The organism is Mesorhizobium erdmanii USDA 3471 (genome assembly GCF_000472705.1).
Taxonomy (GTDB): Bacteria; Pseudomonadota; Alphaproteobacteria; order Rhizobiales; family Rhizobiaceae; genus Mesorhizobium; species Mesorhizobium erdmanii.
In genome coordinates, this window is record NZ_AXAE01000011.1 from 242,194 (window position 1) to 265,704 (window position 23,511).

20 protein-coding genes and 1 pseudogene are annotated in these 23,511 nt (G+C 62.8%); 7 read left to right on the top strand and 14 right to left on the bottom strand.

Features of this window, described 5'->3' with window-relative positions; all coding sequences use genetic code 11:
- The first annotated feature begins 3 nt into the window (after nt 1–3).
- The 3 genes from A3AU_RS0106300 to rpmG all read left to right on the top strand — a co-directional run bounded on the left by A3AU_RS0106300 (nt 4) and on the right by rpmG (nt 2,056).
- Nucleotides 4–1,182, top strand: a complete 1,179-nt coding sequence (locus A3AU_RS0106300; RefSeq protein WP_027052036.1) for an MFS transporter — start codon at nt 4–6, stop codon at nt 1,180–1,182.
- Nucleotides 1,183–1,275: 93 nt separating this feature from the next.
- Nucleotides 1,276–1,734, top strand: a complete 459-nt coding sequence (locus A3AU_RS0106305) for a YqfO family protein (protein WP_027052037.1) — start codon at nt 1,276–1,278, stop codon at nt 1,732–1,734.
- 154 nt (nt 1,735–1,888) lie between these two features.
- Nucleotides 1,889–2,056 carry a 50S ribosomal protein L33 gene (rpmG, locus tag A3AU_RS0106310; RefSeq protein WP_006201775.1) on the top strand — a complete coding sequence of 56 codons (168 nt, stop codon included), beginning with the start codon at nt 1,889–1,891 and terminating at the stop codon, nt 2,054–2,056.
- 125 nt (nt 2,057–2,181) lie between these two features.
- Here the strand turns inward: rpmG and A3AU_RS0106315 are convergent, their stop codons facing one another.
- The 9 genes from A3AU_RS0106315 to A3AU_RS0106355 form a co-directional block, all read right to left on the bottom strand.
- Nucleotides 2,182–3,249 carry an ABC transporter ATP-binding protein gene (locus tag A3AU_RS0106315; RefSeq protein ID WP_027052038.1) on the bottom strand — a complete coding sequence of 356 codons (1,068 nt, stop codon included), beginning with the start codon at nt 3,247–3,249 and terminating at the stop codon, nt 2,182–2,184.
- Nucleotides 3,250–3,253: 4 nt separating this feature from the next.
- Entirely contained in the window at nt 3,254–4,102 is an 849-nt protein-coding gene (locus A3AU_RS0106320; RefSeq protein WP_027052039.1) for a carbohydrate ABC transporter permease, read from the bottom strand.
- Nucleotides 4,102–5,025, bottom strand: a complete 924-nt coding sequence (locus tag A3AU_RS0106325) for a carbohydrate ABC transporter permease (protein ID WP_027052040.1) — start codon at nt 5,023–5,025, stop codon at nt 4,102–4,104. The genes A3AU_RS0106320 and A3AU_RS0106325 overlap by 1 nt, the downstream gene beginning before the upstream one ends.
- Before the next feature lie 226 nt (nt 5,026–5,251).
- Nucleotides 5,252–6,529, bottom strand: a complete 1,278-nt coding sequence (locus A3AU_RS0106330) for an ABC transporter substrate-binding protein (protein WP_027052041.1) — start codon at nt 6,527–6,529, stop codon at nt 5,252–5,254.
- A 29-nt stretch (nt 6,530–6,558) separates the two neighbouring features.
- A complete protein-coding gene (locus A3AU_RS0106335) occupies nt 6,559–7,746 on the bottom strand; it encodes a PLP-dependent transferase (protein WP_027052042.1) in 1,188 nt (395 codons plus the stop codon).
- Nucleotides 7,743–8,477: a FadR/GntR family transcriptional regulator gene (locus A3AU_RS0106340; protein WP_027052043.1), complete on the bottom strand. Its 735-nt coding sequence runs from the start codon at nt 8,475–8,477 to the stop codon at nt 7,743–7,745. The genes A3AU_RS0106335 and A3AU_RS0106340 overlap by 4 nt, the downstream gene beginning before the upstream one ends.
- A gap of 139 nt (nt 8,478–8,616) precedes the next feature.
- Nucleotides 8,617–10,137 carry an FAD-dependent monooxygenase gene (locus A3AU_RS0106345; RefSeq protein ID WP_051355289.1) on the bottom strand — a complete coding sequence of 507 codons (1,521 nt, stop codon included), beginning with the start codon at nt 10,135–10,137 and terminating at the stop codon, nt 8,617–8,619.
- A gap of 532 nt (nt 10,138–10,669) precedes the next feature.
- Nucleotides 10,670–12,043, bottom strand: a complete 1,374-nt coding sequence (locus A3AU_RS0106350; protein WP_027052045.1) for a PleD family two-component system response regulator — start codon at nt 12,041–12,043, stop codon at nt 10,670–10,672.
- A gap of 33 nt (nt 12,044–12,076) precedes the next feature.
- On the bottom strand, nt 12,077–12,448 hold the full coding sequence (locus A3AU_RS0106355) for a response regulator (protein ID WP_006334976.1): 372 nt from the start codon (nt 12,446–12,448) through the stop codon (nt 12,077–12,079).
- 247 nt (nt 12,449–12,695) lie between these two features.
- Between A3AU_RS0106355 and A3AU_RS0106360 the strand changes: the two genes are divergently transcribed.
- The gene (locus A3AU_RS0106360; RefSeq protein ID WP_027052046.1) at nt 12,696–12,995 is read left to right on the top strand and encodes a DUF3572 domain-containing protein; all 300 of its coding nucleotides are present in this window, start codon (nt 12,696–12,698) and stop codon (nt 12,993–12,995) included.
- Nucleotides 12,992–13,645: pseudogene (locus A3AU_RS1000000136780) on the top strand (hypothetical protein). The gene A3AU_RS0106360 and the pseudogene A3AU_RS1000000136780 overlap by 4 nt, the downstream one beginning before the upstream one ends.
- A 10-nt stretch (nt 13,646–13,655) precedes the next feature.
- Here A3AU_RS1000000136780 and A3AU_RS0106370 read toward each other — a convergent pair.
- Complete coding sequence (locus tag A3AU_RS0106370) at nt 13,656–15,224, bottom strand: hypothetical protein (RefSeq protein WP_032916892.1); 1,569 nt, start codon at nt 15,222–15,224, stop codon at nt 13,656–13,658.
- Between the two features lie 85 nt (nt 15,225–15,309).
- Nucleotides 15,310–15,897: a GNAT family N-acetyltransferase gene (locus A3AU_RS0106375; RefSeq protein WP_027052048.1), complete on the bottom strand. Its 588-nt coding sequence runs from the start codon at nt 15,895–15,897 to the stop codon at nt 15,310–15,312.
- A gap of 66 nt (nt 15,898–15,963) precedes the next feature.
- On the opposite strand from A3AU_RS0106375, the gene A3AU_RS0106380 reads away from it, so the two are divergent.
- Nucleotides 15,964–17,292 (top strand): DNA polymerase IV, encoded by a 1,329-nt coding sequence (locus A3AU_RS0106380; RefSeq protein ID WP_027052049.1) that lies wholly within the window; start codon nt 15,964–15,966, stop codon nt 17,290–17,292.
- 146 nt (nt 17,293–17,438) lie between these two features.
- On the opposite strand, the gene A3AU_RS0106385 is transcribed toward A3AU_RS0106380, so the two are convergent.
- Complete coding sequence (locus A3AU_RS0106385; protein ID WP_027052050.1) at nt 17,439–17,945, bottom strand: hypothetical protein; 507 nt, start codon at nt 17,943–17,945, stop codon at nt 17,439–17,441.
- Nucleotides 17,946–18,137: 192 nt separating this feature from the next.
- Here A3AU_RS0106385 and A3AU_RS0106390 point away from each other — a divergent pair, with 192 nt between their 5' ends.
- Nucleotides 18,138–19,019, top strand: coding sequence for a DMT family transporter (locus A3AU_RS0106390; protein WP_027052051.1), 882 nt, complete (start codon nt 18,138–18,140; stop codon nt 19,017–19,019).
- A 3-nt stretch (nt 19,020–19,022) separates the two neighbouring features.
- On the opposite strand, the gene A3AU_RS0106395 is transcribed toward A3AU_RS0106390, so the two are convergent.
- The gene (locus A3AU_RS0106395; RefSeq protein ID WP_027052052.1) at nt 19,023–19,826 is read right to left on the bottom strand and encodes an ion channel; all 804 of its coding nucleotides are present in this window, start codon (nt 19,824–19,826) and stop codon (nt 19,023–19,025) included.
- Between the two features lie 52 nt (nt 19,827–19,878).
- Entirely contained in the window at nt 19,879–23,406 is a 3,528-nt protein-coding gene (gene dnaE, locus A3AU_RS0106400; protein ID WP_027052053.1) for a DNA polymerase III subunit alpha, read from the bottom strand.
- Nucleotides 23,407–23,511: the final 105 nt, after the last annotated feature.

Consider the following 23,511-nt stretch of genomic DNA (forward strand, 5'->3'; position numbering starts at 1 on the left):
CCCATGACGGTCGATACCCAACCACAGGGCGACGAACGCGTACACTGGCTGCCGATGGTGGCGGCGATCTCGTCGATTAGCGTCGTCGGCATTGCCATTGGCCTCGGCATGCCGCTGCTCAGCGTCATCCTGGAAACGCGTGGCCACTCGGCTTCCATGATCGGCCTCAACACCGCCGTCGCCGGCCTGGCCTCGATTGCCGGAGCGCCGCTCGCCACGCCGCTCGCCATGCGCTTTGGCGTCGCCTGGACCATGATCGCCATGATCGCCGCCGGTGCGCTCGCCTTCGTCGGCTTCCATTTCGCGCCCGACTTCTGGATGTGGTTCCCGCTGCGCATCGTGCTGCACATCGCGCTGACAGTGCTGTTCATCCTGTCGGAATTCTGGATCAGCACGTCGGCACCGCCGCACCGGCGCGGCCTTGTCCTTGGCATCTACGCCACTGTCCTTTCGCTCGGTTTTGCCGCGGGGCCGTGGCTGTTCGCTCATCTCGGCAGTTCCGGCTTCAGGCCGTTCGGCGTCATCATCGCGCTGGTGACGTTGGCCGCGATACCGGTGCTGGCAGCGCGCAACGAAAGCCCCTCGATTGTTCCCGACGGCGAAACCAGCAATTTCCTGCGTTACATCTGGCTGGTGCCGTCGGCTACCGCCGCGGTGCTGGTGTTCGGCGCGGTCGAAACCGGCGGCTTTGCGCTGTTCCCTGTCTATGGCAACCGAATCGGCTATTCGGAAGCCGACGCCGCCTTGCTGCTGACCATGATCGGCCTTGGCAACGTGCTGCTGCAGATCCCGATCGGCATGATCAGCGACCGCGTCAGCGATCGCCGTTATCTGCTGCTCGGCTGCGCCACGGTCGGCCTCGCCGGCACGGTGTTCATGCCTTTCTTCGCCCAGAACTGGCATCTGATGGCCGCTCTTCTGTTCGTTTGGGGCGGCGTGGTGGCCGCCATGTACACGATCGGCCTTGCCCATCTCGGCTCGCAGCTTTCCGGCCACGAACTGGCGTCCGCCAACGCCGCCTTCGTGCTCTGCTATGGCGTCGGCATGGTGCTTGGCCCGCAGGCGATCGGGATCGGCATGGATGCTTTCGGACCGTCCGGCTTCGGCTGGTCGCTCGGCCTGTTCTTCGCCGCCTATATGGCGCTGGTCGGCGTCAGGCTCGTCCGCAAGATTCTCCTCTGACGCTTCGACGCAGCGACCGCTGCTGACAGAACCGTGTCAGCAGCGCTGGGTTAAAAGAGTGTCCCAAAAACATCGGAAGTCGAGGACATTCCCATGATCGACAGCGGCTTTGAAACAACGTCCCTGCGAATGACGCTCCTGCTGCTCGTAACCTTCCAGGCTCCAGCCGCGGATGTGGACCGCATCATGGACGCGGTGGTTGCGATCGCCCCGCTGGCCATGGGCAAGTATGACCGCAACGCCTATCAGTCCGCCCATGGCGTCGAGCGCTACAGGCCGCTCGAGGGTGCCGCGGCCGGCGCTGAAACCGAATTGCGTCGCCGCCCGGGCACGGTCGAGGTTTCGTTCGAACTGCCGGACGACCAGGCGTTGGCGGCCCGTGTCGTCGAGGCGATTTTCCAGGCGCATTCCTATCAGGAGCCGGTAATCCGTATCCAGCCGATCCTCGCCAGCCGCTCCAAGGGGCTGGATGACCGCGCCAATCCGAATCGCTGGTGGAACACGACTGGAGACTGGAAGAAGGTCGCGGCGCCTGAGGCGGAAATCGCCTGATTTGCGCGTAATGGGCTGCGCGGGCGGATCACTTCGGGTCCGCCGGGCTTGACTTTCCAGGCACGTTCTTTATGTGTCGCGCCAAGTTTCCCGCGTCCGGGTGTTTTCCCCGTGCTCCAGCGGCCAAAACTCCACGAACGAACGGACTGATACCATGGCCAAAGCCGCAAACATCAAGATCAAGCTTCTGTCGACCGCCGACACCGGTTTCTTCTACGTGACCAGCAAGAACAGCCGTACCAAGACCGACAAGCTGTCGTTCCGCAAGTACGACCCGGTCGCCAAGAAGCACGTCGAATTCAAGGAAACCAAGATTAAGTAATCTGGCTTTTCCCTTTGAAATGCCGAAACGCCGCCCCTCGGGCGGCGTTTTTGTTTGCAAGGCAGCTACCGCGGGCTGAACCCCTCAACCCCGGCTCAGTTTCCTTCAGCCCGGACTGAGGCTTCTCAACCGATGCGGTCGCCGCTTTTCGGGTCGAACAGATGCAGCGACGCCGGATCTGCCGCCAGCCGCACAATATCACCGGGTCTCACGCCGGCGCGGCCCATGGCAAAGACGCAAAGCTGCTGGCCGGCCAGTTTGACGTAAAACTGAGTCGAAAGGCCGAGCGGCTCGACCACAACCACCTCGCCCCGCAGCGCGCCGTCTTCGGCCAATCTTATATGCTCGGGCCGCAGACCGATTGTGATCGCATCGCCATCCCTGAGCGGCAGGTCGTCGGGCAGGCGCAGCGCCTGGCCATCGGCCAGCACCGCTTCCGATCCACTGCCCTTGCGAACCGTCGCCGGCAGGAAATTCATGCCCGGCGAGCCGATGAAGCCGGCGACGAACATGTTGGCGGGGCGGTCATAGAGTTCGAGCGGCGCGCCGACCTGCTGGATCAGTCCGTCATGCATGACGACGATCCGGTCGGCCATGGTCATCGCCTCGATCTGGTCGTGGGTGACGTAGACCGAGGTGGTCTTCAGCTGCTGGTGCAGCGCCTTGATCTCGGCGCGCATATGGACGCGCAGCTTGGCGTCGAGGTTCGACAGCGGCTCGTCGAAGAGGAAGACTTTCGGATCGCGCACGATGGCGCGGCCCATGGCGACGCGCTGGCGCTGGCCGCCGGACAGCTGGCGTGGCAGGCGTTGAAGGTAGGTGTCCAGGCCCAGCCGCTTGGCCGCGCCGTCGACCCTGGCGTCGATCGCTGGCTTCTCTTCTTTCCGCAGCATCAGGCTGAAGCCCATGTTCTTCGACACATCCATATGCGGATAGAGCGCATAGGACTGGAACACCATGGCGATGTCGCGGTCCTTCGGCGCCACGTCGTTGACCAGCCGCTCGCCGATGCGGATCTCGCCACCGGAAGCTTCCTCCAGCCCGGCGATCATGCGCAAAAGCGTGGACTTGCCGCAACCGGATGGGCCGACCAGCACGACGAACTCGCCGTCGGCGATCTCGAGGTCGACCGCATGCAGGACGCGAACCGCCCCATAATCCTTGCGCACCTTGTCGAGTGTAACAGAAGCCATCGATCTACCCTTTGACGGCGCCGGCGGTCAGGCCGGTGACGAGATAGCGTTGCAGGAAAGCGAAGAAGATGCAGACCGGGATCAGTGCCAAGATCGACGCCGCCATCATCTGTCCCCAGTCGACGGCGAACTTGCCGATGAAGGTGAGCAGGCCGACAGCAAAGGTCTTCTGGTCGTCGCTGGAAATCAGCATCAACGCGAACAAAAGCTCGCTCCAGGCGGCGGTGAAGACGAAGCCCAGGGTCGCGCCCATGCCGGGCAGCGTCAACGGCACGATCACGCGGCGCATCGCCTGCGCGCGGGTGCAGCCATCGATCATCGCCGCCTCCTCCAGGTCCTTGGGGATGCCGTCGAAGAAGGACTGCATCAGGAAGGTGGCGAAGGCGGTATTGAAGGCGGTGTAGATGATGATCAGCCCGGTCAGGCTGTTGATCAGGCCGATCTGCCCCATCACGCGGTAGATCGGCGGAATCACCATCACCAGCGGAAAGGTCTGGGTCAAAAGCAGCATCAGGGCCAGTGCCGCCTTGCCGCGAAAGGTGAAGCGCGACATGGCGTAGCCGGCGAGCGTGGCAATGACCGTCACCAGTGCAGCCGTCGACACCGAAACGATGACGCTGTTGAGGAAATAGCGCGGGAAATCGGTGGCCTCGAGCACGGTGACGAAATTCTGCAATGTCATGCGCGACGGCCAGAAGGTGATGCCTTCGGAATAGAGAAGCCGCTCCGGCGTGACCGAAATCTTCAGCGTCCAGTAGATTGGGAACAGGGCGAAGACCAGATAGGCCGCGATCGCGGCATAGAGGCCGATGCCGCCGAAAAATCGTTGTGAAGTCGAGCGTCCCGCGATCATCAGACGTGCCTCACCAGGGAGCGGCGGATGGCGATCAGCGCGATCGCATAGGCAATCAGCAGGACAAGCAGCAGCACGGCGACCGCCGAGGCGTAGCCCTTGTCCAGTGACTTGAAGGCGCTGACATAGATGTAGACCGGCACCGTGTTGGTCGAGCCGGCCGGCCCACCCTCGGTCATGACGAAGATCAGGTCGGCGAAGGTGGCGATCCAGATGGTGCGCAGCATGACGGTGATGGCGATCGTCGGCGCCAGGAACGGCAGCGTCACCTTGGTGAAGCGCTGCCAGGGCGAAGCGCCGTCGATCGCCGCCGCCTCGTGCAGTTCGGACGGGATGGATTTCAGCGCCGCCAGAAGCGTGATGGCGAAGAACGGAATGCCGAACCAGACATTGGCGATGATCGGCCCCCACATCGCGGTGGCAGGATCGGAAAGCACATTGGTCGGCTCCGCCTTCAGACCCAATGCGAACAGCCAGTGCGGCAGCGGTCCGACGATCGGGTTGAACAGCCAGGCCCAGGTCAGGCCCGACAGGAAGGACGGCACCGCCCAGGGCAGGAACACCAGCGCCTGCACCACCTTGCGGCCCCAGAACGGCTTGTCGAGCAGGAGCGCCAGGCCAAGGCCGAGAAAGAACTGGAAGAACAGGCTGGCAACCGTCCACCACAGCGTGTTGACCAATGCCTGCCCCAGCACTTGATCCGACAGCATCGCCTGGTACTGGCCAAGCCCGACATACTCCGACTTGAAAGCCGAGAATTTGCGGAAGGAGTAGCTGATGCCGATGACCAGCGGCACCAAAAGCACCACGATCAGCAGGATGATTGCCGGGCTGAGATAAAGCCAGGGCTCGAAATTGGCATAGGAGAGCCGCCTCTTTCGCGGCTGTCCTGCGGATCGAATTTCGGACACGGCATAGGTCATTGGCTGAGGAACGGCTCCCTGGAGAGGTGGCGGAGACAGTCTCCTTCGGCCCGTTAAACGGGCGGAAGGTGCCGGTTCACCCTCCGTAGCAGCGGCGCAGCTGCTGCGATGGAGGGCAGGCAGATGAGGGGCAGCGCGACCCTACAGAGGCATGGCGCCGCCCCTCATCCGTCACTTCGTGACACCTTCTCCCCGTAAACGGGGAGAAGGACGAGGGCGCTGGCGCCTACTTCTTGTTCTTCGCCATCCAGTCCTGCTGTTCCTTGGTCAGGAAGGCGGCCCATTGGTCGGCGACGTCCTTGGCGGTCTTCTGGCCGAGCAGCACTTCCTGGAAGTTCTTGATCGCCACCTGATCGACGAAATTGCCAAGGTTTTCCAAGTGCGTCGGCGGTGTCACCATCTCATATTTGGAGCTGTCGCTGAGCTCCGTGAACCAGCCTTTGAACTGCTCGGTCTTGAAATGCGGATCCTGGTCGGCGCCCTTGTGGATCGGGACGACGCCGACTTCCTTGGCCCATTCCAGATTGTCCTTTGGCGACAGCAACGTTGCCATCAGCTTCCAAGCATCGTCCTTGTGCTGCGAGTTGGCGAACATCGCCCAGCCGGCATAGCCGAGCGTCGGGTAGGATTTGCCGCTCGGTCCAACGGGCAGCGGCGCCACGGCGAAGTCGTCGGCGCTCATCTTGTCGGCGATGCCGAGCAGCGCGTCGGGATCCTGGTTGAGCATGGCACAGGTGCCGGAATAGAAGCCGGTGACGGTTTCGTTGAAGCCCCAGCTCACGGCATCCTTCGGCGCCAGGCCGTCCTTGTACATGTCGGCCAGCATCTGCAGGCCCTTGACCGAGCCCTCGTCATTGATGGTCGAGGTGCCGTCCTCGTTGAAGTAGCCGCCCTTGCCCTGAGCGATGTTCATGAACATGTGCATGCCGTTGAAGGCACCGGGGCCGCCGCGCAAGCAATAGCCGTATTTGCCCGGGATGGCCGAAATCTTCTTGGAGTCGGCGACGAACTCGTCGAGTGTCGCCGGCGGGCCGTCGAGGCCGGCTTGCTTGAACAGCTTCTTGTTCCAGAACAACGCGTTCACATAGTAGCCGTAAGGGATCATGAACTGGGTGTTGTTGACGGTCGAGCCGAACTGTTTGGCGCGGTCGCCGAGCGTTTTGGCGTCGTCCCATTTGGCCATGTAGGGACCGAGATCCTCGAGCTGGGCATTGTTGGCATAAAGGCCCATCCAGCGTTCCGGCATCTCGACCACGTCGGGCGTGTCGCCGGCCTGCACCATGGTCAGGAACTTTTCGAACGCCTGGCCCCAGGGCAGCGAGATCAATTCGACCTTGATGCCGGGATTGGCGGCTTCGAATTCGGCGATCTGTTTTTTCAGGAATTCGGTGCGCGGCGGGCTGGTGATGACTTCGACCATTTTCAGGGTCGAATCGGCCAGCGCGCTCCCGGCGGAAATCGCCAGCCCCGCGACGGTGGCAAGCATGACGGTCAGTTTCTTCATGTTCAAGACTCCCATTTTGAACCCGCTTGTTATTTTCTGGCTTTTTCGAAGGCCTGGGCGATGTCGGCCCAGAGGTCTTCGACACTTTCCAATCCGACATTGAAGCGGATGGTTCGGGGGCTGACGCCGAAGCGCGCCATCGAATTCAGGCCCGGCGTCTGCTCCAGCGACGCCTTGGCCGGCACGACCAGGCTCTCATGCCCGCCCCAGCTGACGCCGATGCGGAAATATTTGAGCGCGTCGACGAAGACCGGGATGTCGATATCGTCCGTCACCTCGAAGGAGAACAGGCCGGCATAGCCTGCCAACGTCGCCTTGCCCGGATGGTTCGAATAGACGGGATGGTTGACCCGCTCGACACTCGCATGGGCCTTCAACCGTTCGGCGATGGTGAGCCCGCTCTTCATGTGGTGCGGCAGGCGTAGCGGCAGCGTGCGCAGGCCGCGCAGCAGCAGCCAGGCTTCGAACGGCGACAGCTTGCCGCCGAGATAGGAATAGGTCTGTTCGTTGATGTGCTTGATGTGCGCGGCCGAGCCCGCCACCACGCCGGCGACCGTGTCGCTGTGGCCGCCGAGATATTTCGAGGCCGAGTGCAGCACAAGGTCGACGCCGTGCGAGATCGGCTTCTGGAACACCGGCGAGGCCCAGGAATTGTCGATCGTGGTGACGATGCCCTGCTCTTTCGCCAGCCGCGCCAGATGCGCGATGTCCTGCAGCTCGAACATCATCGAGGTCGGGCTTTCCAGGTAGAGCAGCTTGGCGCCGGGAAGTGCCGCCGCCACCGCATCCGGGTCGGAACCGTCGACATAATCGACCTTGATGTTGAGCCGAGGCAAAAGCCGCTCGAACAGCCGGTAGGCATCGCCATAGCAGTTGCGCACGGCCACGATGCGCTCGCCCGCTCCGACGAAGGCAAGCACGGTCGCGCTGATTGCCGCCATGCCACTGGAGAAGCCCCGCGCCGCTTGCGCCCCCTCGAGCGCGGCGACGCGCGCTTCGAACTCCATCACCGTCGGATTGTCGCCGCGCGAATAGATCGGCTGTTTTCGTTTGCCGGCAAAGGTGTCGGCCATTTCGGCATAGTTGGCGAAGGTGAACAGCGACGTCTGGTAGATCGGCGGCACCACCGCGCCGCCTGGAAACGGTTCGTCATGCGCCAGGAGCGTCGCCGCCTCGGCGAGATAGTCGTGATCGAAACCGGTCGGATGCTCGTTCATGTCTGGCTCGAAAGTTTGAGTTTGGCCGCACCGCGCTTCAAATCGTCCTCGACGGTGGCGATCAGCTTGAGCGCCTCGGCGCGGGCGCCATGCGGATCGCGCGCCGCGATGCACTGGTAGATGGTGCGGTGGTAGGGAAAGCTGGCATGGCCGAAGTCGCGCACGCCGAGGGGGTGCTCCCAGAAGCGGTGGAACAGTTCGTGCATCGCGGCGATGATCTGCTCGAACAGCGGATTGCCGGAGACCCGGTAGATCGCCTGGTGAAATTCCCAGTCTTCTTCCGAAGACATGCCGTCGCGGGTGCGGAACGCCTGTTCCATGATATCGAGCTTGCGCTCGATCTCGGCAATGTCGGCCGGGCTGGCGCGCTCGGCGCAAAGGGCCGCTGCCTCCGCTTCCAACGCGCGCCGGATTTCAAGCGTGTGCATGAGCGAGGTGAAATCATTGCCGCCGGCCAGCGTCAGCGGCATGTGCATCATGCCGGGTGACACAGCCGCCTTGAGATAGGTGCCGCTGCCTTGCCGGCGCTCGACGAGACCGAGCCCCTCCCAGCGCGTCAGCGCCTCGCGCACCGTATTGCGGCTGACCTTCAGCCGCTCGGCCAGAATACGCTCGGTCGGAAGCCGCTCGCCGGGCCGCAGGGCCTCGGCGCGAACAAAGCCCACCAAAGCCTTCAGCACGGCGTCATCGCGCGCCGTCGTCTGAATGGGTGGCAGGCTGTTCTGGTCCACATCCCCTCCCCGAAGCGATGCACAAGTGGTCCAATGGTCCAACCAATTCTGCATAGATGAAACCTCCTGTCAATCCGTTGTCAGGAGGACTGCGAGCTTTGCCTCGTCGCAAGCTGTCAAGCGATCGGTCTTCAAGAGGTCAAGTGTGCTCACCTGCACTAACCTGCTGGCCAGCAGGCTGCCCGAACCAGGTGGTCAGGGCCTCAGCCAGCCCCTCTTGGGTTCCCATCCCAACCCAAGCCACATAGCCATCGGGCCGGACCAGGACGACGTCGGGCGCGGCGACCGTCCCGAGGGCCGGAAGCTCCCAGGCACCGGCATACCCGACGTCGATTTGCCGGACCCGATCCGCCCAATACGCGATGTCCAGTCTGCCCGGTTCGCCGAAGTTGAGAAGCAACGGCCGCGCGTCATGCAGCAAGCTGAAGACCCGTAACGGTCCATTGGTGGTGATCAGATCAAGATCGGGCATTCGCCGCCCAAGCAGCTTGTGCCCTTCGCCGAGATCGTACTGAACGCCCAGACCGGACATCTCCGCGGCGATCCGTTTGCGCGGCTCTTCCATGCCAAGCAGCTCGGTAAAGACGTCGCCCAACGCCTTTGTGCGGTCATCCGTACGACGAAGCGCGACCTGTGCCATCGTGTTGCGCAGGACGCGTGCGGCAACCGGGTGGCGTTCGGCGTGGTAGCTGTCGAGGAGGCTTTCCGGCGAGGTCCGCTTGACCACCTGGGCCAGCTTCCAACCCAGATTGACCGCGTCCTGCACGCCGATATTGAGCCCCTGCCCGCCCATCGGCGGATGGATATGCGCTGCGTCGCCGGCCAGCAGAATGCGTCTGTCGCGGTAAGTGGCGGCCTGCCGTGTGATGTCGGTGAAACGGGAAATCCAGGTCGGACTGTGGACCCCGAAGTCGGTGCCATGGACAGCGACAAGCGCTTCACGGAGATCGCGCAGCGTCGGTTCGCCGCCTATGGTCAGTTGCCTCTCGGTCAGCACGACGCTCACCCGGTCGCTTCCCTCGATCTTGCCCATCGCGTGAAATCCGTAAGCATCGCTGCGAAAGCCCAATGCCGGTTCCCTGGACATTTCGACCTCGGCGATCATCCAGCTCATCGTCGGATCCCATCCGGCGAACGCGATGCCTGCCGCCTTGCGGATCGTGCTGCGTCCTCCGTCGCAGCCGACGAGGTATTGCGCCCTCAGCCGTTGGCCTCCGCACAAATCCAGGTCGACACCATGATCATCCTGCGCGAAGTCGGTGACCTCCCGTCCGCGATGGATCTGCACCCCCAACTCGTTGACCCAGTCGGCCAATATCCGTTCGATATGGTTTTGCCGCAGCGCCAGCAGATAGCTGTGCCGGCTGGGAGAGTCGCCGATGTCCAAACGGATCATATGGAAGCCGACGGTCGGGAAGCGCTGCCCCTGCGACAGGAACAGGTCGGCAATTCCGCGCTGATCGAGAACCTCGATGGTGCGGGCGTGCAGGCCACCCGCGCGCAAGCCGATCAGTTGCTGATCGGGACGTCGCTCGACAATGGCGACATCGATCCCCGCCAACGCGAGTTCACCCGCCAGCATCAACCCCGTCGGACCACCTCCCGCGATCACCACCGCATGATCCCGACGCATTCCATCCAAAGGCGACACCACACCCATTCTCGTCACTCCCTTTCGCTGGCCAATCCAGGGTCGCGGTTTTACGGGAGCAGGCGGGTCTTGCCGCAAGCCCCTTGTGCGCCATATGTACGAAGTGGAGAGGGTGCTCTCCTGCCCTTGACGAACGACAACCAAACGACGGTCCGCGGTTGCGCAGCCGCAGTTGACGCCACCTTTGCCCAGGAACCGTTTTCCACATTCTGCCGCGCACGAAAAAAGCCCCTTTCGGGGCTTTTACGGAACCTTGAGATAAAGGGGGCCGGTCGGCGTTTGGCAGCGGTACGAGGAGGCCACTATGTGCCAGCGCCGGCCGGCCGACCCCACGGACCCAGGAGATGCGGCGGACCTGAGCATCATGGGGTATTTCAGGGACCGAGCCGGCTATCTACCCTCGTGCCGGCTTCGTCTTGGCCTTCACATTTGCGCAAGAGCTTAAGAAAATCAACAGTTTCTTAACCAAGCCTCGCGAATCGCTTGGATTAAGGTAAATGGCTAACCCTACCGAGTTGACGGGATATTCGGGCCCGGGCGCCTATGCTGCCTTGGCAACCACGCGGTTGCGGCCGCCGCTCTTGGCTTCATAGAGCGCGAGATCGGCGCGCTTCATCATCGCCGCCACCGTATCCACGCCCTTCAGCACCGATGACACGCCGACACTGACAGTGACCTCGATCGTCTTGCCGTCGGCACCGATGGCGAACGGTTTTTGGGCGATTTCGGCGCGGATGCGTTCGGCCACTTTCTCAGCCACGGCGCCATCGGTGTCCGGCATCACGACGACGAACTCCTCGCCGCCGAACCGGCAGGCAAGGTCGATACCCCTGACATTCTTGCGCAGCCGCCGCGCGAATTCCCGCAGCACCTCGTCGCCGCCGTCATGGCCATGCGCGTCATTAATCGACTTGAAGCGATCGAGATCGGTGATCATTACCGATAGCGGCCGGCGCCGCGCCACAGCGCGGTCGAACAACGTCTGCAGATGGCTGTCGAGATAGCGGCGGTTGTGCAGCCCGGTCAGGCCGTCGGTAACCGCCATCTCGATGGTCTGGGTCACACTTGCGCGCAATTGGTCGTTATACCGCTTGCGGCGCACCTGGGTGCGCAGCCGGGCCGTCAGTTCCTGCTGGTCGATCGGTCGCATCAGATAGTCGTTGATGCCGAGTTCGAGGCCACGGATGATGCGCTCCTCCTCGCCCTCCTCCGCCAACAGGATGATCGGCACGAAACGGGTGCGGTCGAGCGAGCGCAATTGCGAGCAAAGCCGGAGCGGATCGAAATTCGCGAAGGCCGTCGAGATCATCACGCATTCATAGGAAGTCTCGGCCGCCTGGAAGAAACCGGCATGCGGATCGCTGGTGACGTCGAGGTCGGCACGGTCGCGCAGCATCTTCTCGATGCGCTCCACCGACGATTTGCGCTCGTCGATCAACAGCACTTTCGGCGTCGTGTCCTCGGACGCGAAATTGCGGCTGAGCAGTTCCTCGATGCCGATATTGCGTGTCGTCGAGGCGCGCAGCCTGAGCTCATCGGTGAGAGATTTCAGCCGCACCAGGCTCTTGACCCGCGTCATCAGTTGCAGGTCGTTGACCGGCTTGGTCAGGAAATCGTCGGCGCCGGCTTCCAACCCGCGGACGCGGTCGGACACCTGGTCGAGCGCGGTGATCATCACCACCGGGATATGCGACGTGGCCGGATCGCTCTTCAGCCGCCGGCAGACATCGAACCCGTCCATGTCCGGCATCATCACGTCGAGCAGCACGACATCGACCTTGCCGTTCTCGCAGGTCTCGATCGCGTCGGGCCCGTTGGTGGCGGTCAGCACCTCGAAATATTCGGCCAGAAGCCGAACCTCCAGCAGCCTCACATTGGCAGGGATGTCGTCGACGACGAGGATCCGCGCAGTCATTTCACAAGGCTCCGGCTCGGTTGGAAGGGCACATCAGGCATCGCCCAGATAGGATTTGATGGTTTCGATGAAACGCGGCACCGAGATCGGCTTCGAAATATAGGCCTCGCAGCCGCCCTGGCGGATGCGTTCCTCGTCGCCCTTCATGGCAAAGGCAGTCACCGCGATGACCGGGATGACGTGCAAATCATCATCTTCCTTCAGCCATTTGGTCACCTCCAGCCCCGACACTTCGGGCAACTGGATGTCCATCAGGATGAGATCGGGCCGGTGCTGACGCGCTAGGTCGAGCGCCTCCAGACCGTTGCGGGTGCGCACCGTCTCGTAGCCGCTCGCTTCGATGAGGTCCCGAAAGAGCTTCATGTTGAGCTCATTGTCCTCGACGATCATGACCTTCTTAGGCATCGACATCCCGTCCCGGCCGTCCCTCCGCTCGAAGGCGGCCTTCATGCGCTCGTCCTTGAACGCACCAAACCCTGCTTCACTATACGGCAATATGATTGACGAAACGGAAACCTTCGGGCTGCAAAGCAGCGCGAGTTCCACCTCGCCCGCCAGCGCGTCCAAACGGCGCGCTGCACTGTAAAGGCTTGCCGCAGGCAAATCTTGCCATTACTGCGGAAGAGACTCATTCCACATGCCGAAGGTAGTGATGGCAAACGCGGCGTCAATGCGCGAAGAGGCGGAAACCATTGCCGTAAAGGCGCTGGGCTTCGTCGCCTCCGATCCGGAGCTGTTGCCGCGCTTTCTGGCGATCACCGGAATAGAGGCCCATTCGATCCGCAAGGCCGCCGGCGAGCCGGGTTTCTTGGCCGGCGTGCTGCAGTTCATTCTCGCCCACGAGCCGACGCTGATGCGCTTTGCCGAGGAGACCGGCACTCCGCCGGCCGCCGTCGGCAAGGCGTTGCGCGCACTGCCGCTCGGCGATGACAACCATGAGCATTCCATATGAGCGATGATCCGGAAACCGCGCGCCAGATCGAGGAACTTTCGGCTGACGACCGGCCGCTACTGGTGCTCGACGTCGACGACGTCGTGCTCGAGTTCATCCGCCCCTTCCCGCATTTCCTCAAATCGCGCGGCTAAGGGCTGACACTGGCCTCCTTCCGGCTGACCGGCAACATTGCCGAAACGGCCAGCGGCCGGCTGATCGAACAGCCCGAAGTCACGGCACTCCTTGGCGATTTCTTCGACGCGCAAGCCGATTGGCAAAGTGTCACCGACGGCGCCGCGGATGCCCTGGCAAGGCTTGGAGACCGCGCCGAAATCATATTGCTGACGGCCATGCCGCACCGCCATCGCGCCGTGCGCCGCGCCCATCTCGATGGGCTGGGGCTGAACTATCCGCTGCTGACCACCGAAATGGCCAAGGGACCGGCGGTGGCCAGGCTGCGCGGCAACAAGGGCAGGCCGGTGGTCTTCGTCGATGATCAGCCGCACAATTTGGCGTCGGTGCGGGAATCGGTCGCCGATGCCAGTCTTGTGCACTTGATGGCCGACAATGCGCTGCGCGCGTTCCTGCCGCCGGTCCCGGACGAGGTCATCGTCGTCCAGGACTGGCACGAAGCCGCGCCAAAGATCGCGGGCGCGCTGGGGCTGTAGAGCCGAACCCTCAAGGGTTCAGCTTCGCGCCGGCCCCGCCATTGTCGCCGCCGCCATTGTCGCCGCCGCCATTATCGCCGCCGCTGCTATCGTCCGCGCCGTCACTGTTGTCGACGCCATCGCCCGCCGCCGGATCGGCGGGCTTCAGCATGACGCCGTTGATGGTGACCGAGCCGTCGGCCTTGGTGTTGACGACCCATTCCAGCCGGCCGTCCGGCAGCGTTTTGGCAAAACCCTTCACCATCAGGGCGGCAGGCACGTACTGCCCCACCTCTGGCTCCGACTTTGCCGCGTCCTGCAGACGCGTCATGATCTTGTCGAAACCGGCGACATCGACAGTGAGATTTGCGTCGGGCTTCTCACCGAAGCTTGTCATCTCGCCTTCCAGCGCGATCTCCAGGTCCTTGTTCTTCACCGTGCTGTGGCCGATGACGACCTTCGGCGCCTTGGCCAGGAAATCGGCTTTGAGCTGGTCGCCGAACTCGGGTGACAGCGGCGGATCCTGATTGAGATCAAAGGCTTCGATCGCCTTCTTCGCCATGCTGTCGAGATCGATATTGGCGCCGCCGAAGTTCAGGTCTATGTCTGTGGGCAAGAGCGCCACGCTCCAGCTAGGCAAAAGCTGCTGCGGTACGGTCAGCCCCGAGGCCTTGATGCCGTAGGTGACCTTGCCGTTCTGCGAAACGCCGTCGCTGCCGAAGGCGGTGCTTAGCTGCGTCGCCCCGAAAGTGCCGAGCGGGCTGTCGACCGCGAAATCCTTGAAGCCATAGTTGCCGTCGATACGCTCCCACACCGGAAGTGCTGCGAGCAGAAGCGACTTCAGCTGCGCCTGGTTCGCCTTCAGCGTCTTCTCGTCCTCATTGGCCACGGCGAATGCCAAGAGGTCGAGCAGCGGCCTCGTCTGCACGCCCTTGCCGCTGGCTTCCACCGACAATTCCGGCGACTTCACGGTGACTGGAAAATTTAGCCCCTTCTCGGGATCATTGAACTTTATCGTCTCGACGAAATTCGAGATCTTCTGCGACGTCGTGAAATCAACACCGCCATTGGCGGCCTTGGTGCCGGTAATGGTCGCGGTGCCCGCGCCAGTGCTGGCTTCCGTCTGCTGCTTGGCATCCTTCGATGCCATGGTCATGCCAGCCAATGAACTCGCGCCGCTGATGAAGGCGGCAAGCGCGGGGTCGTAGACGCCGGAACCCTTGCCATCCTTGATCGAAAACTGCGTGCTTTGCAGCCCCTCGGGTCCGTTGAACTCGAAGGACGCGCTCTGCGAAAAGTCCATCGACACATTCCAGGTGCCGTCGCTGCGCGGCTTGACCAGCAGGGCGTAGGGCGCGAAGTCGAATTTCACCTGCCCCTGCTTCGGCAGAATCTCCGCCAGTGCCTTGAAATCAAAAAGAATCTTGTAGGCATCGCCTTCGACCGAAACCTTCAGGATACCCTTGTCGAGCGCCTGTTTGCCGACATAGCGGGACAGGTCATCGGACAATTGCTTGGCACCCTGGCTATCGACGGTCTGGCCGAAAGCAGGCGCGCAGAACAGAAGCGCGGTAAAGGCAACTGGCAACATACGGTTCACGGGAAGTCTCCGTTGGGTCGAAAGGCAAAAATCAATTTCGTACTTCTGGTAGGAAAATACCATCACAACTGCAAGATGATGACAGTCACGCAATCGGCCTCAACACCAGCCGCATCAGCGGGCGGCCTGCCTTGCGCTCCACCAGCCGCTCGAACCCGGCCTTCTCGAAAACCCCCGACGAGCCGACGAACAGGCCGATCGAACGTGAATCGCGCGACAGGTCGATCGGGCAGGCCTCGACAAGCCGTGCTCCGTTGCTGCGGGCGAAATTGATGCCGCCTTCGACGAGGCGATGCGTGATGCCGCGGCCCCGCGCCTTGGCGCGGATGAAGAAGCAGGAAATCGCCCAGACGGCCGGATCGGAAGCATCGGCGGGATCGATAGGCGCCGAGCCCCTGCCCTTGTTGTTCCATTCGGGCACGTCGGCGCGCGGCCCGATCTGCATCCAGCCGACCGCCTTGCCATCCTCGAAGGCCAACAGACCCGGCGGCGGGCCCGCTTCGATGCGCGCCTTGATATGGTCCTTGTTACGCTCGCGGCTGCTCTCACGCCGCGCTACCGGCGCCAGCCGGAAATGCGTGCACCAGCAGCCGTAACAGGCGCCTTGCTTGCCGAAAAGGTCCTCGAAATCCGGCCACAGCTCAGGCGCCAGCGGTACTATGGTCGTGCTCATGCGGTTCTCCCCAGGCCAAGCTTGTCGCTGGCCTTGCACTATCGTACCATTGCTTTTGTTCTCTTTATGTTCGCAGCGATGGCGGCCCCTGTCAACAATCCCGATCACGGTTTTTGCCGTGACTGCCTGACCTTTCAGCGCAGTGAGACGCGCCGCTGCGAGCGCTGCGGCAGCCCTCGCCTTGCCCGTCATCCTGAGTTGTACCGGCTGCATCTGGCCCATATCGATTGCGATGCCTTTTACGCGGCGATCGAAAAGCGCGACAATCCGGCGCTCAAGGACAAGCCGCTGATCATCGGCGGCGGCAAGCGCGGGGTCGTCTCCACCGCCTGTTACATCGCCCGCATCCGGGGCGTGCGCTCCGCCATGCCGATGTTCAAGGCGCTCGAGGCTTGCCCGGAGGCGGTCGTGATCCCGCCCAACATGGAAAAATATGTGCTTGTCGGCCGCGAGGTGCGCGCCATGATGCAAGCGCTGACGCCGCTGGTCGAGCCGCTGTCGATCGACGAGGCGTTTCTCGACCTCGCCGGCACCGAACGGTTGCACGGCCTGCCGCCGGCCGTGGTGCTGGCGCGCTTTGCGCTGGCGGTGGAGAAGGAAATCGGTATCACCGTTTCATCAGGCCTCTCCTACTGCAAGTTCCTCGCCAAGATAGCGTCCGATTTCCGCAAGCCACGCGGCTTTTCGGTCATCGGCGAAGCCGAGGCGGTCGGCTTCCTGGCGGAGCAGCCGGTGACGATGATCTGGGGTGTCGGCAAGGCGTTCAACGCCACGCTGGAACGCGACGGTATCCGCAGCATCGGCCAGCTTCAGAAGATGGAGCGTGGCGACCTGATGCGCCGCTATGGCACGATGGGCGACCGGCTCTACCGGCTTTCGCGCGGCGAGGACGTCCGCCGCGTCGACCCCGACCAGGACGCCAAGAGCGTATCGGCCGAAACCACCTTCGACACCGACATCGCGTCGCTGGAAGAGCTGGTCTCTGTACTAAGAGGTCTTTCCGAAAAGGTTTCAGCGCGGCTGAAAAAGTCAGGCATCGCCGGACGCACCGTGGTGCTGAAACTGAAGACACAGGATTTCAAGCTGCGCACCCGCAACCGCCAGCTCGGCGACCCGACAAGGCTCGCGGACCGCATCTTTCAGACCGGGGTCGAGCTTCTTCGCAAGGAAACCGACGGAACTAAATTTCGATTGCTCGGCATCGGCGTCAGCGACCTCTCGGACGACGACAAGGCCGACCCGCCGGATCTGGTCGACGTCCAGTCGCGCAAGCGCGCCATGGCCGAAGGCGCCATCGACGCGCTGCGCGACAAGTTCGGCCGCAAGGCGGTGGAGACCGGCTATACGTTCGGCAGGGGCCGCGATGCCCACCCGCCGGAGCCGCTGGAGGACTGACACCGGGTGTGTTGAGATTCAGGTCAGGCCGAATCGAGAATGATGGTTTTCGAGAACCGGAGCGGAGCGTATTTGAATTACGTGAGCACCGGACGCGCAGGAAACCATCGTTCGCAGGTCGGCCTCACTGAATATCGACACATCCGTCAGGTCCGCGTCAGATCGATCCTGCTCGTCACCACGTTCTTACCGGTCTTCGGATCGGTGTCGATGACCGTCAGCCGGATGCCGTTCTCGCCTCTCTTCTCGACCGTCATCCGCGCCTTCCGATCGCCGTTGACATCCTTCGCCCAGCGTATGCCGAGGTTGATGGCATTGCCCGACCGGCTGCCGTTGAGCTGCGCCGGACCGGTGCGTGATCCCACATAGACGCCGCTGTATTTCGCACCAGTGACCTTCAAGTTGGCGCTGATGGCCCGCGTCACCAGCACGAGACCGCGGCAGTTGCCATCCAGCGAGAGCGAGGTTGAGGTCGCGTTCGACTTGAAGCTGCAAGACACGCTGACGTTCGGCACATCCGTGGTTACCTGGACAGTGCCCTTGCCGGCGAAATTGCCCTTGAACGACTGCAGGAACCTGGTCTCGTCGGCATGTGCCGAGCCCGCCGCGACCAATAAACAGCCTGCAAGCGCAAATGGCGCAAATGATCTCATCGAAGTCTCCTTGTCGGTGCTGGAATGCAAGACGCCCTGCGAAGCACGGCTGAATAGCGGGACTCAACGCCTCTTGCCGTATCAGGTTCCGCCAGCAACGTGACTGTTTCGTAACGCCGTCGCCACAACTGGCCCAGAAGAATACATGAGCTAGCAATTGCGGCAAAAGCTTCGGCCTGCGAGATAAAGACCATGGCACCTACCCCCTCTATTCCCAAGGCAGCCTTCTGGATGGCGCTGTCGATCGCGTCGTTCCTGGCGATGTCGGTCGCCGGCCGCGCCACCACGGCCGAGCTCAATGTCTTCCAGGTGCTGGAACTGCGCTCGGTGATCGGCTTCTTCATCCTCTTGCCGCTGGTGCTGAAGAGCGGCGGCTTTGCGGCGATGCGCACGCAGCGTCCCCTCGCCCATATCGCCCGTAACGTCATCCACTATACGGGGCAGGCCGCATGGCTCTACGCGCTCACCTTGATTCCACTGGCCGTGTTGATTTCGATCGAGTTCACGACGCCGATCTGGACAGCGATCCTGGCGGTGACGTTTCTCGGCGAAAGGCTGAGCCGGCCGAAACTGGCGGCCGTCGTGCTTGGCCTGATCGGCGTCGTCGTCATCGTACGCCCGGGCGTCGGTTCGGTCGATCCGGGACATGTGATCGTGCTGGGCGCCGCGGTCTGCTTCGGCATTTCGGTGGTCCTGGTCAAATCGCTGACGCGTACGGACAGCGTCGTGCGCATCATCTTCTGGATGCTGATCATCCAGTCGGTGGTCGGCCTCGTTCCAGCCCTTTATGAATGGCGCGATCCACCGCTGGAGCTCTGGCCATGGATCGTGCTGATCGCCTTCACCGGCATGTCGTCGCATTTCTGCATGGCCCGCGCGCTCACCTATGCCGACGCGACGGTCATTTCGCCGATGGATTTCCTGCGGGTGCCTCTGTCGGCGCTGGTCGGTTGGCTGCTTTATCAGGAGCAGATCGATGCCTTCACCGCCGGCGGCGCGCTGCTCATCCTGATGGGCAACCTGCTCAACCTGCAGCGCAAGCCGGTACAGCCAGCTGAAGTGGCTGCATCGTAACGGTCAGATCCCGTCATCCGGTATGTTGAGAACGTGCCCGCAGGCCTTGCAGTGCACCGCATCCGGCTCATGCCGCTGCAGCCCGCATTGCGGACAAGGGAAGAACACCTTGGCCGGCCTGAAGATCGCCTGCGCCAGCCTGACGAACAGCGATATGCCAATGATCATGGTGACGATCGCCGTCAGCTTGCCGGCGATGCCAGGCAGCACGATGTCGCCGAAGCCGGTCGTCGTCACCGTGGCGACGGTGACGTAAAGCGCGTCGACATAGTTTTCCAGCCCGGCGCCGTTGCGGAAGAAGAACGTGTAGACGAAGCCGGTAATGACGAAGAGGAACGTCAAAAGGTTGATGACCGCATGGCTCGCCTCGCGCCAGGGCCTGAGGCCACGCATCTCGAAATGCCGCCAGATCGAACCGCTGCGCGACAGCGACCATAGCCGCAGGATGCGCAAAAAGCCGAGATTGGCGAGCGCCGTTGGCATCAGCAGCGTCAACAGGATGAAGACATCCACCCAGGAGGTCGGCTGCTTCATCAGGCGCAGCATGTCATTGGAGGCCAGCAGCCTGGCAAAGAGATCGGCTCCGACGAGAACCGCCACCGCATAGTCCAGCCACAGGAACGAAGGCGATTGCTGGATCACCGGTGTCGCGATGAAGAAAGCGATGATGGCCAGATCGATGACGATTGCCACAACCTGAAACCGAAAGGCCGCAGGCGTGCGCCCGTGGTAGAGCCGGCGCAACTTGTCACGCACCCGCGCCACTGCGGACCTGCCCTGCGGTGCGCCCTTCCGCGCGACCTTCATGCCGATCGCGATGACATGGGACACAGACGCCGGAACCTGCCAAGGGCGGCGATCACACCAATTCCACTTCGACCACGCCGGGCACTGCGCGCATCGCCGAGGCGATCTGCGGCGAGACGCGGAAGCCACCCTGCAAGGCGATCTCGACCTCGCCCTGCGCCTCTTCCTTGATCACGATAATGCTCACTTGGCTTTCGCCGCGCTGGGTGAGCTGGGCTTGGATCATCGAGGCAGGCCCCTCGTTCCTGACGAAGATGCGCAGCGCCTTCTGGATGCGGCTTGCCTCGTCTTCCAGCGACTGCACGGAATTGATGCGCAAATTGACGCCCTCGGGCCTGTCCTCCGCCGCGACCGTGATGACGACGGAGCGGCCGGCCTCCAGGAGGTCACGGTACTGGGCCAATGCTTCCGAAAACAGCACCGCCTCGTACTGGCCGGACGTGTCGGAAAAGGCCACAACGCCCATCTTGTTGCCGGTGCGCGTCTTGCGCTCCTGCTTGCTGGTCACCGTGCCGGCAAGGCGGCCGGCGGAAGCGCCGCGTTTGACGGCGGCCGAGAATTCGCCCCAGTTCTGCACGCGCATCTTCTGCAGGGCCGCCTTGTATTCGTCGAGCGGATGGGCAGAGAGGTAGAAGCCGACGACCTGGAATTCGCGGTGCAGCCGGTCCGCGGCGAGCCAAGTATCTGTCACCGGCAGGTTGAGCGCCTGCGACTGTGCGCCGAGCGAGGCGCCGAAAATGTCGGCCTGGCCGGAAACCGCGTTCTGCTGGGCCAGCGATGCCAGCCCCATCATCCGTTCGACGCCGGCCATCATCTGGGCGCGGTCGTGGCCGAAACAGTCAAGCGCGCCAGCCATGATCAGGCTTTCGAAGACACGCTTGCCGACGATCTTGGGATCGACCCGCTCGCAGAAATCGGCAAGGTTCTTGAACGGCTTTTCGCCCCGTACCGCAACGATATGCTCGACCGCCGCGTCGCCGACTCCCTTGAGCGCGGCCATCGAATAATAGATGCGGTTCTCACCGACCTCGAAAGGCCGAAAACTGGTCATCACCGACGGCGCCAGAACCTCGATGCCGAGGCGTAGCGCGTCCTGCCGGAAGTCGGCGAGCTTGTCGGTGTTGCCCATGTCGAGCGTCATCGAGGCGGCGAGGAACTCGACCGGATAATGCGCCTTGAGATAGGCGGTCTGGTAGGAGACGACGGCGTAGGCTGCGGCGTGCGATTTGTTGAAACCATAGTCGGCGAACTTGGCCAGCAGGTCGAAAATAAAGTCGGCTTGCGGCTTGCTGACGCCACGCTCCACCGCACCGGTAACGAACCGCTCGCGCTGCTTGTCCATCTCAGCGCGGATCTTCTTGCCCATGGCGCGGCGCAGAAGGTCGGCTTCGCCGAGCGAATAGCCGGACAGTTCCTGCGCGATCTGCATCACCTGTTCCTGGTAGACGATTACGCCCTGCGTCTCCTTCACCAGATGGTCGATCTTGGGATGGATCGAGGCCATCTCCTCCTCGCCATGCTTTCTGGCGTTGTAGGTCGGGATGTTCTCCATCGGGCCCGGCCGGTAGAGCGCGACCAGCGCGATGATGTCCTCGATGCAGTCGGGCCGCATGCCAATCAGCGCCTTGCGCATGCCGGCACTTTCCACCTGGAACACGCCGACCACTTCGCCGCGCGACAGCATGGCGTAAGTGTCTGGATCGTCGAGCGGGATCGTTGCCAGATCGATGTCGATGCCTCGCCGGCGGATCAGCTTCACCGCCGTCTCCAGAACGGTCAGCGTCTTCAGGCCGAGGAAGTCGAACTTCACCAGCCCAGCCTGCTCGACATATTTCATGTTGAACTGGGTGACCGGCATGTCCGAGCGCGGATCGCGGTACATCGGCACCAGTTCCGAAAGCGGCCGGTCGCCGATGACGATGCCGGCGGCGTGCGTCGAGGCGTGGCGGTAAAGGCCTTCCAGCTTCTGCGCCATGTCGAGCAGCGTCTGGACGATCGGCTCCTTCTCGGCCTCCTCGGCAAAGCGCGGTTCGTTGGCGATGGCATCGGCGAGCTTCACCGGATTGGCCGGGTTCTGCGGCACCATTTTCGAGAGCTTGTCGACCTGGCCGTAGGGCATCTGCAGAACGCGGCCGACGTCACGCAGCACGGCGCGAGCCTGCAGCGTACCGAAGGTGATGATCTGGCCGACCTGGTCGCGGCCGTATTTCTGCTGGACGTAGCGGATCACCTCTTCACGGCGATCCTGGCAGAAGTCGATGTCGAAGTCAGGCATCGAGACGCGGTCGGGATTGAGGAAGCGCTCGAACAGCAGCGAGAAGCGCAGCGGATCGATATCGGTGATGGTTGTCGAATAGGCGACAAGCGATCCGGCGCCCGAACCACGGCCCGGCCCGACCGGAATGCCTTGTGCCTTGGCCCATTTGATGAAGTCGGCAACGATCAGGAAGTAGCCCGGGAATTTCATCTTCTCGATGATGCCGAGCTCGAATTCGAGCCGCTCGCGATATTGCTCGACCGTGTAGCCAGGCGTCGGTCCGTGGAGTGCAAGCCGAGCGTCGAGCCCCTCGCGCGCCTGGCGGGCGAGTTCGGCGGCCTCGGCCTTTTCCGCCGCGTCCTTGTCGGAGGCATCGCCGCCGGTGAAACGCGGCAGGATCGGGCTGCGGTTCTTTGGATAGTAGGAGCAGCGCAAAGCGATCTCGACGGTGTTGTCGATCGCTTCCGGCAGGTCGGCGAACAGCTTTGCCATATCGGCCTGGCTGCGCAGGAAATTGTCCGGCGACAATCGGCGGCGGGTGTCGACGGCGACGACGGAGCCCTCGGCAATGGCGATCAGCGCGTCATGCGCCTCGTAATCGTCGCGCGAGGAAAAAAACGCCTCGTTGGTGGCGACCAACGGCAGTTCGTGCGCGTAGGCGAGATCGATCGTCTGATGTTCGACGACCCGGTCATAGCCCGCGACCCGGTCCAACTCGACATAGAGCCGGTCGCCGAACAGTGCTTTGAGCGTCAATAGCCGCGCCTCGGCCAGATCGCGGCGATCCTCCTTCAAGGCGTTGCCGATCGGCCCGCGTGGTCCGCCGCTGAGGCAGATCAACCCATCGGTCTGTCCATTCAGCGTCTCGGTGGTCAGGTGCACCGCCTCGCCCGGCGGTGTTTCCAGATAGACGCCGCTGACCAGCCGGACCAGGTTGGAATAGCCGGTTTCTGTTGCCGCGATCAGCACGACCGGCCGCATCTCAGGCCCTTGCCGCCGGCGGTCGCGTTGGCCGTCGCTGTTTTCACCGGAAAAGGCGAGCGCGATCTGACAGCCGATGATCGGCTGGATGCCGTCCTTGACCGCCTTCTGCGCGAACTCCAAGGCACCGAACAGATTGTTGGTGTCGGTGACGGCGATGGCCGGTGCCTCGTCCTTCACGGCGTGGCCGACGATCTTGCCGAGCTGGAGGGCCCCCTCGAGCAGAGAATAGGCCGAATGCACGCGCAGATGCACGAACGGCCGCGCCGGCACCTCCGGACGCGCCGCCGCGATCGCGGCTTCGCGCTTCAGGGGATCGCGTGGAAGTCTGTCATCCGCCATGGTTTCTCGCGCTGCCTAAGGGCTTTGAGTCGATGCAGATGTATTGTCCGGGACCGGGCGATACCAGTCCAGCACAAACGGCTACTTACCACAGGCTTCCAGCCT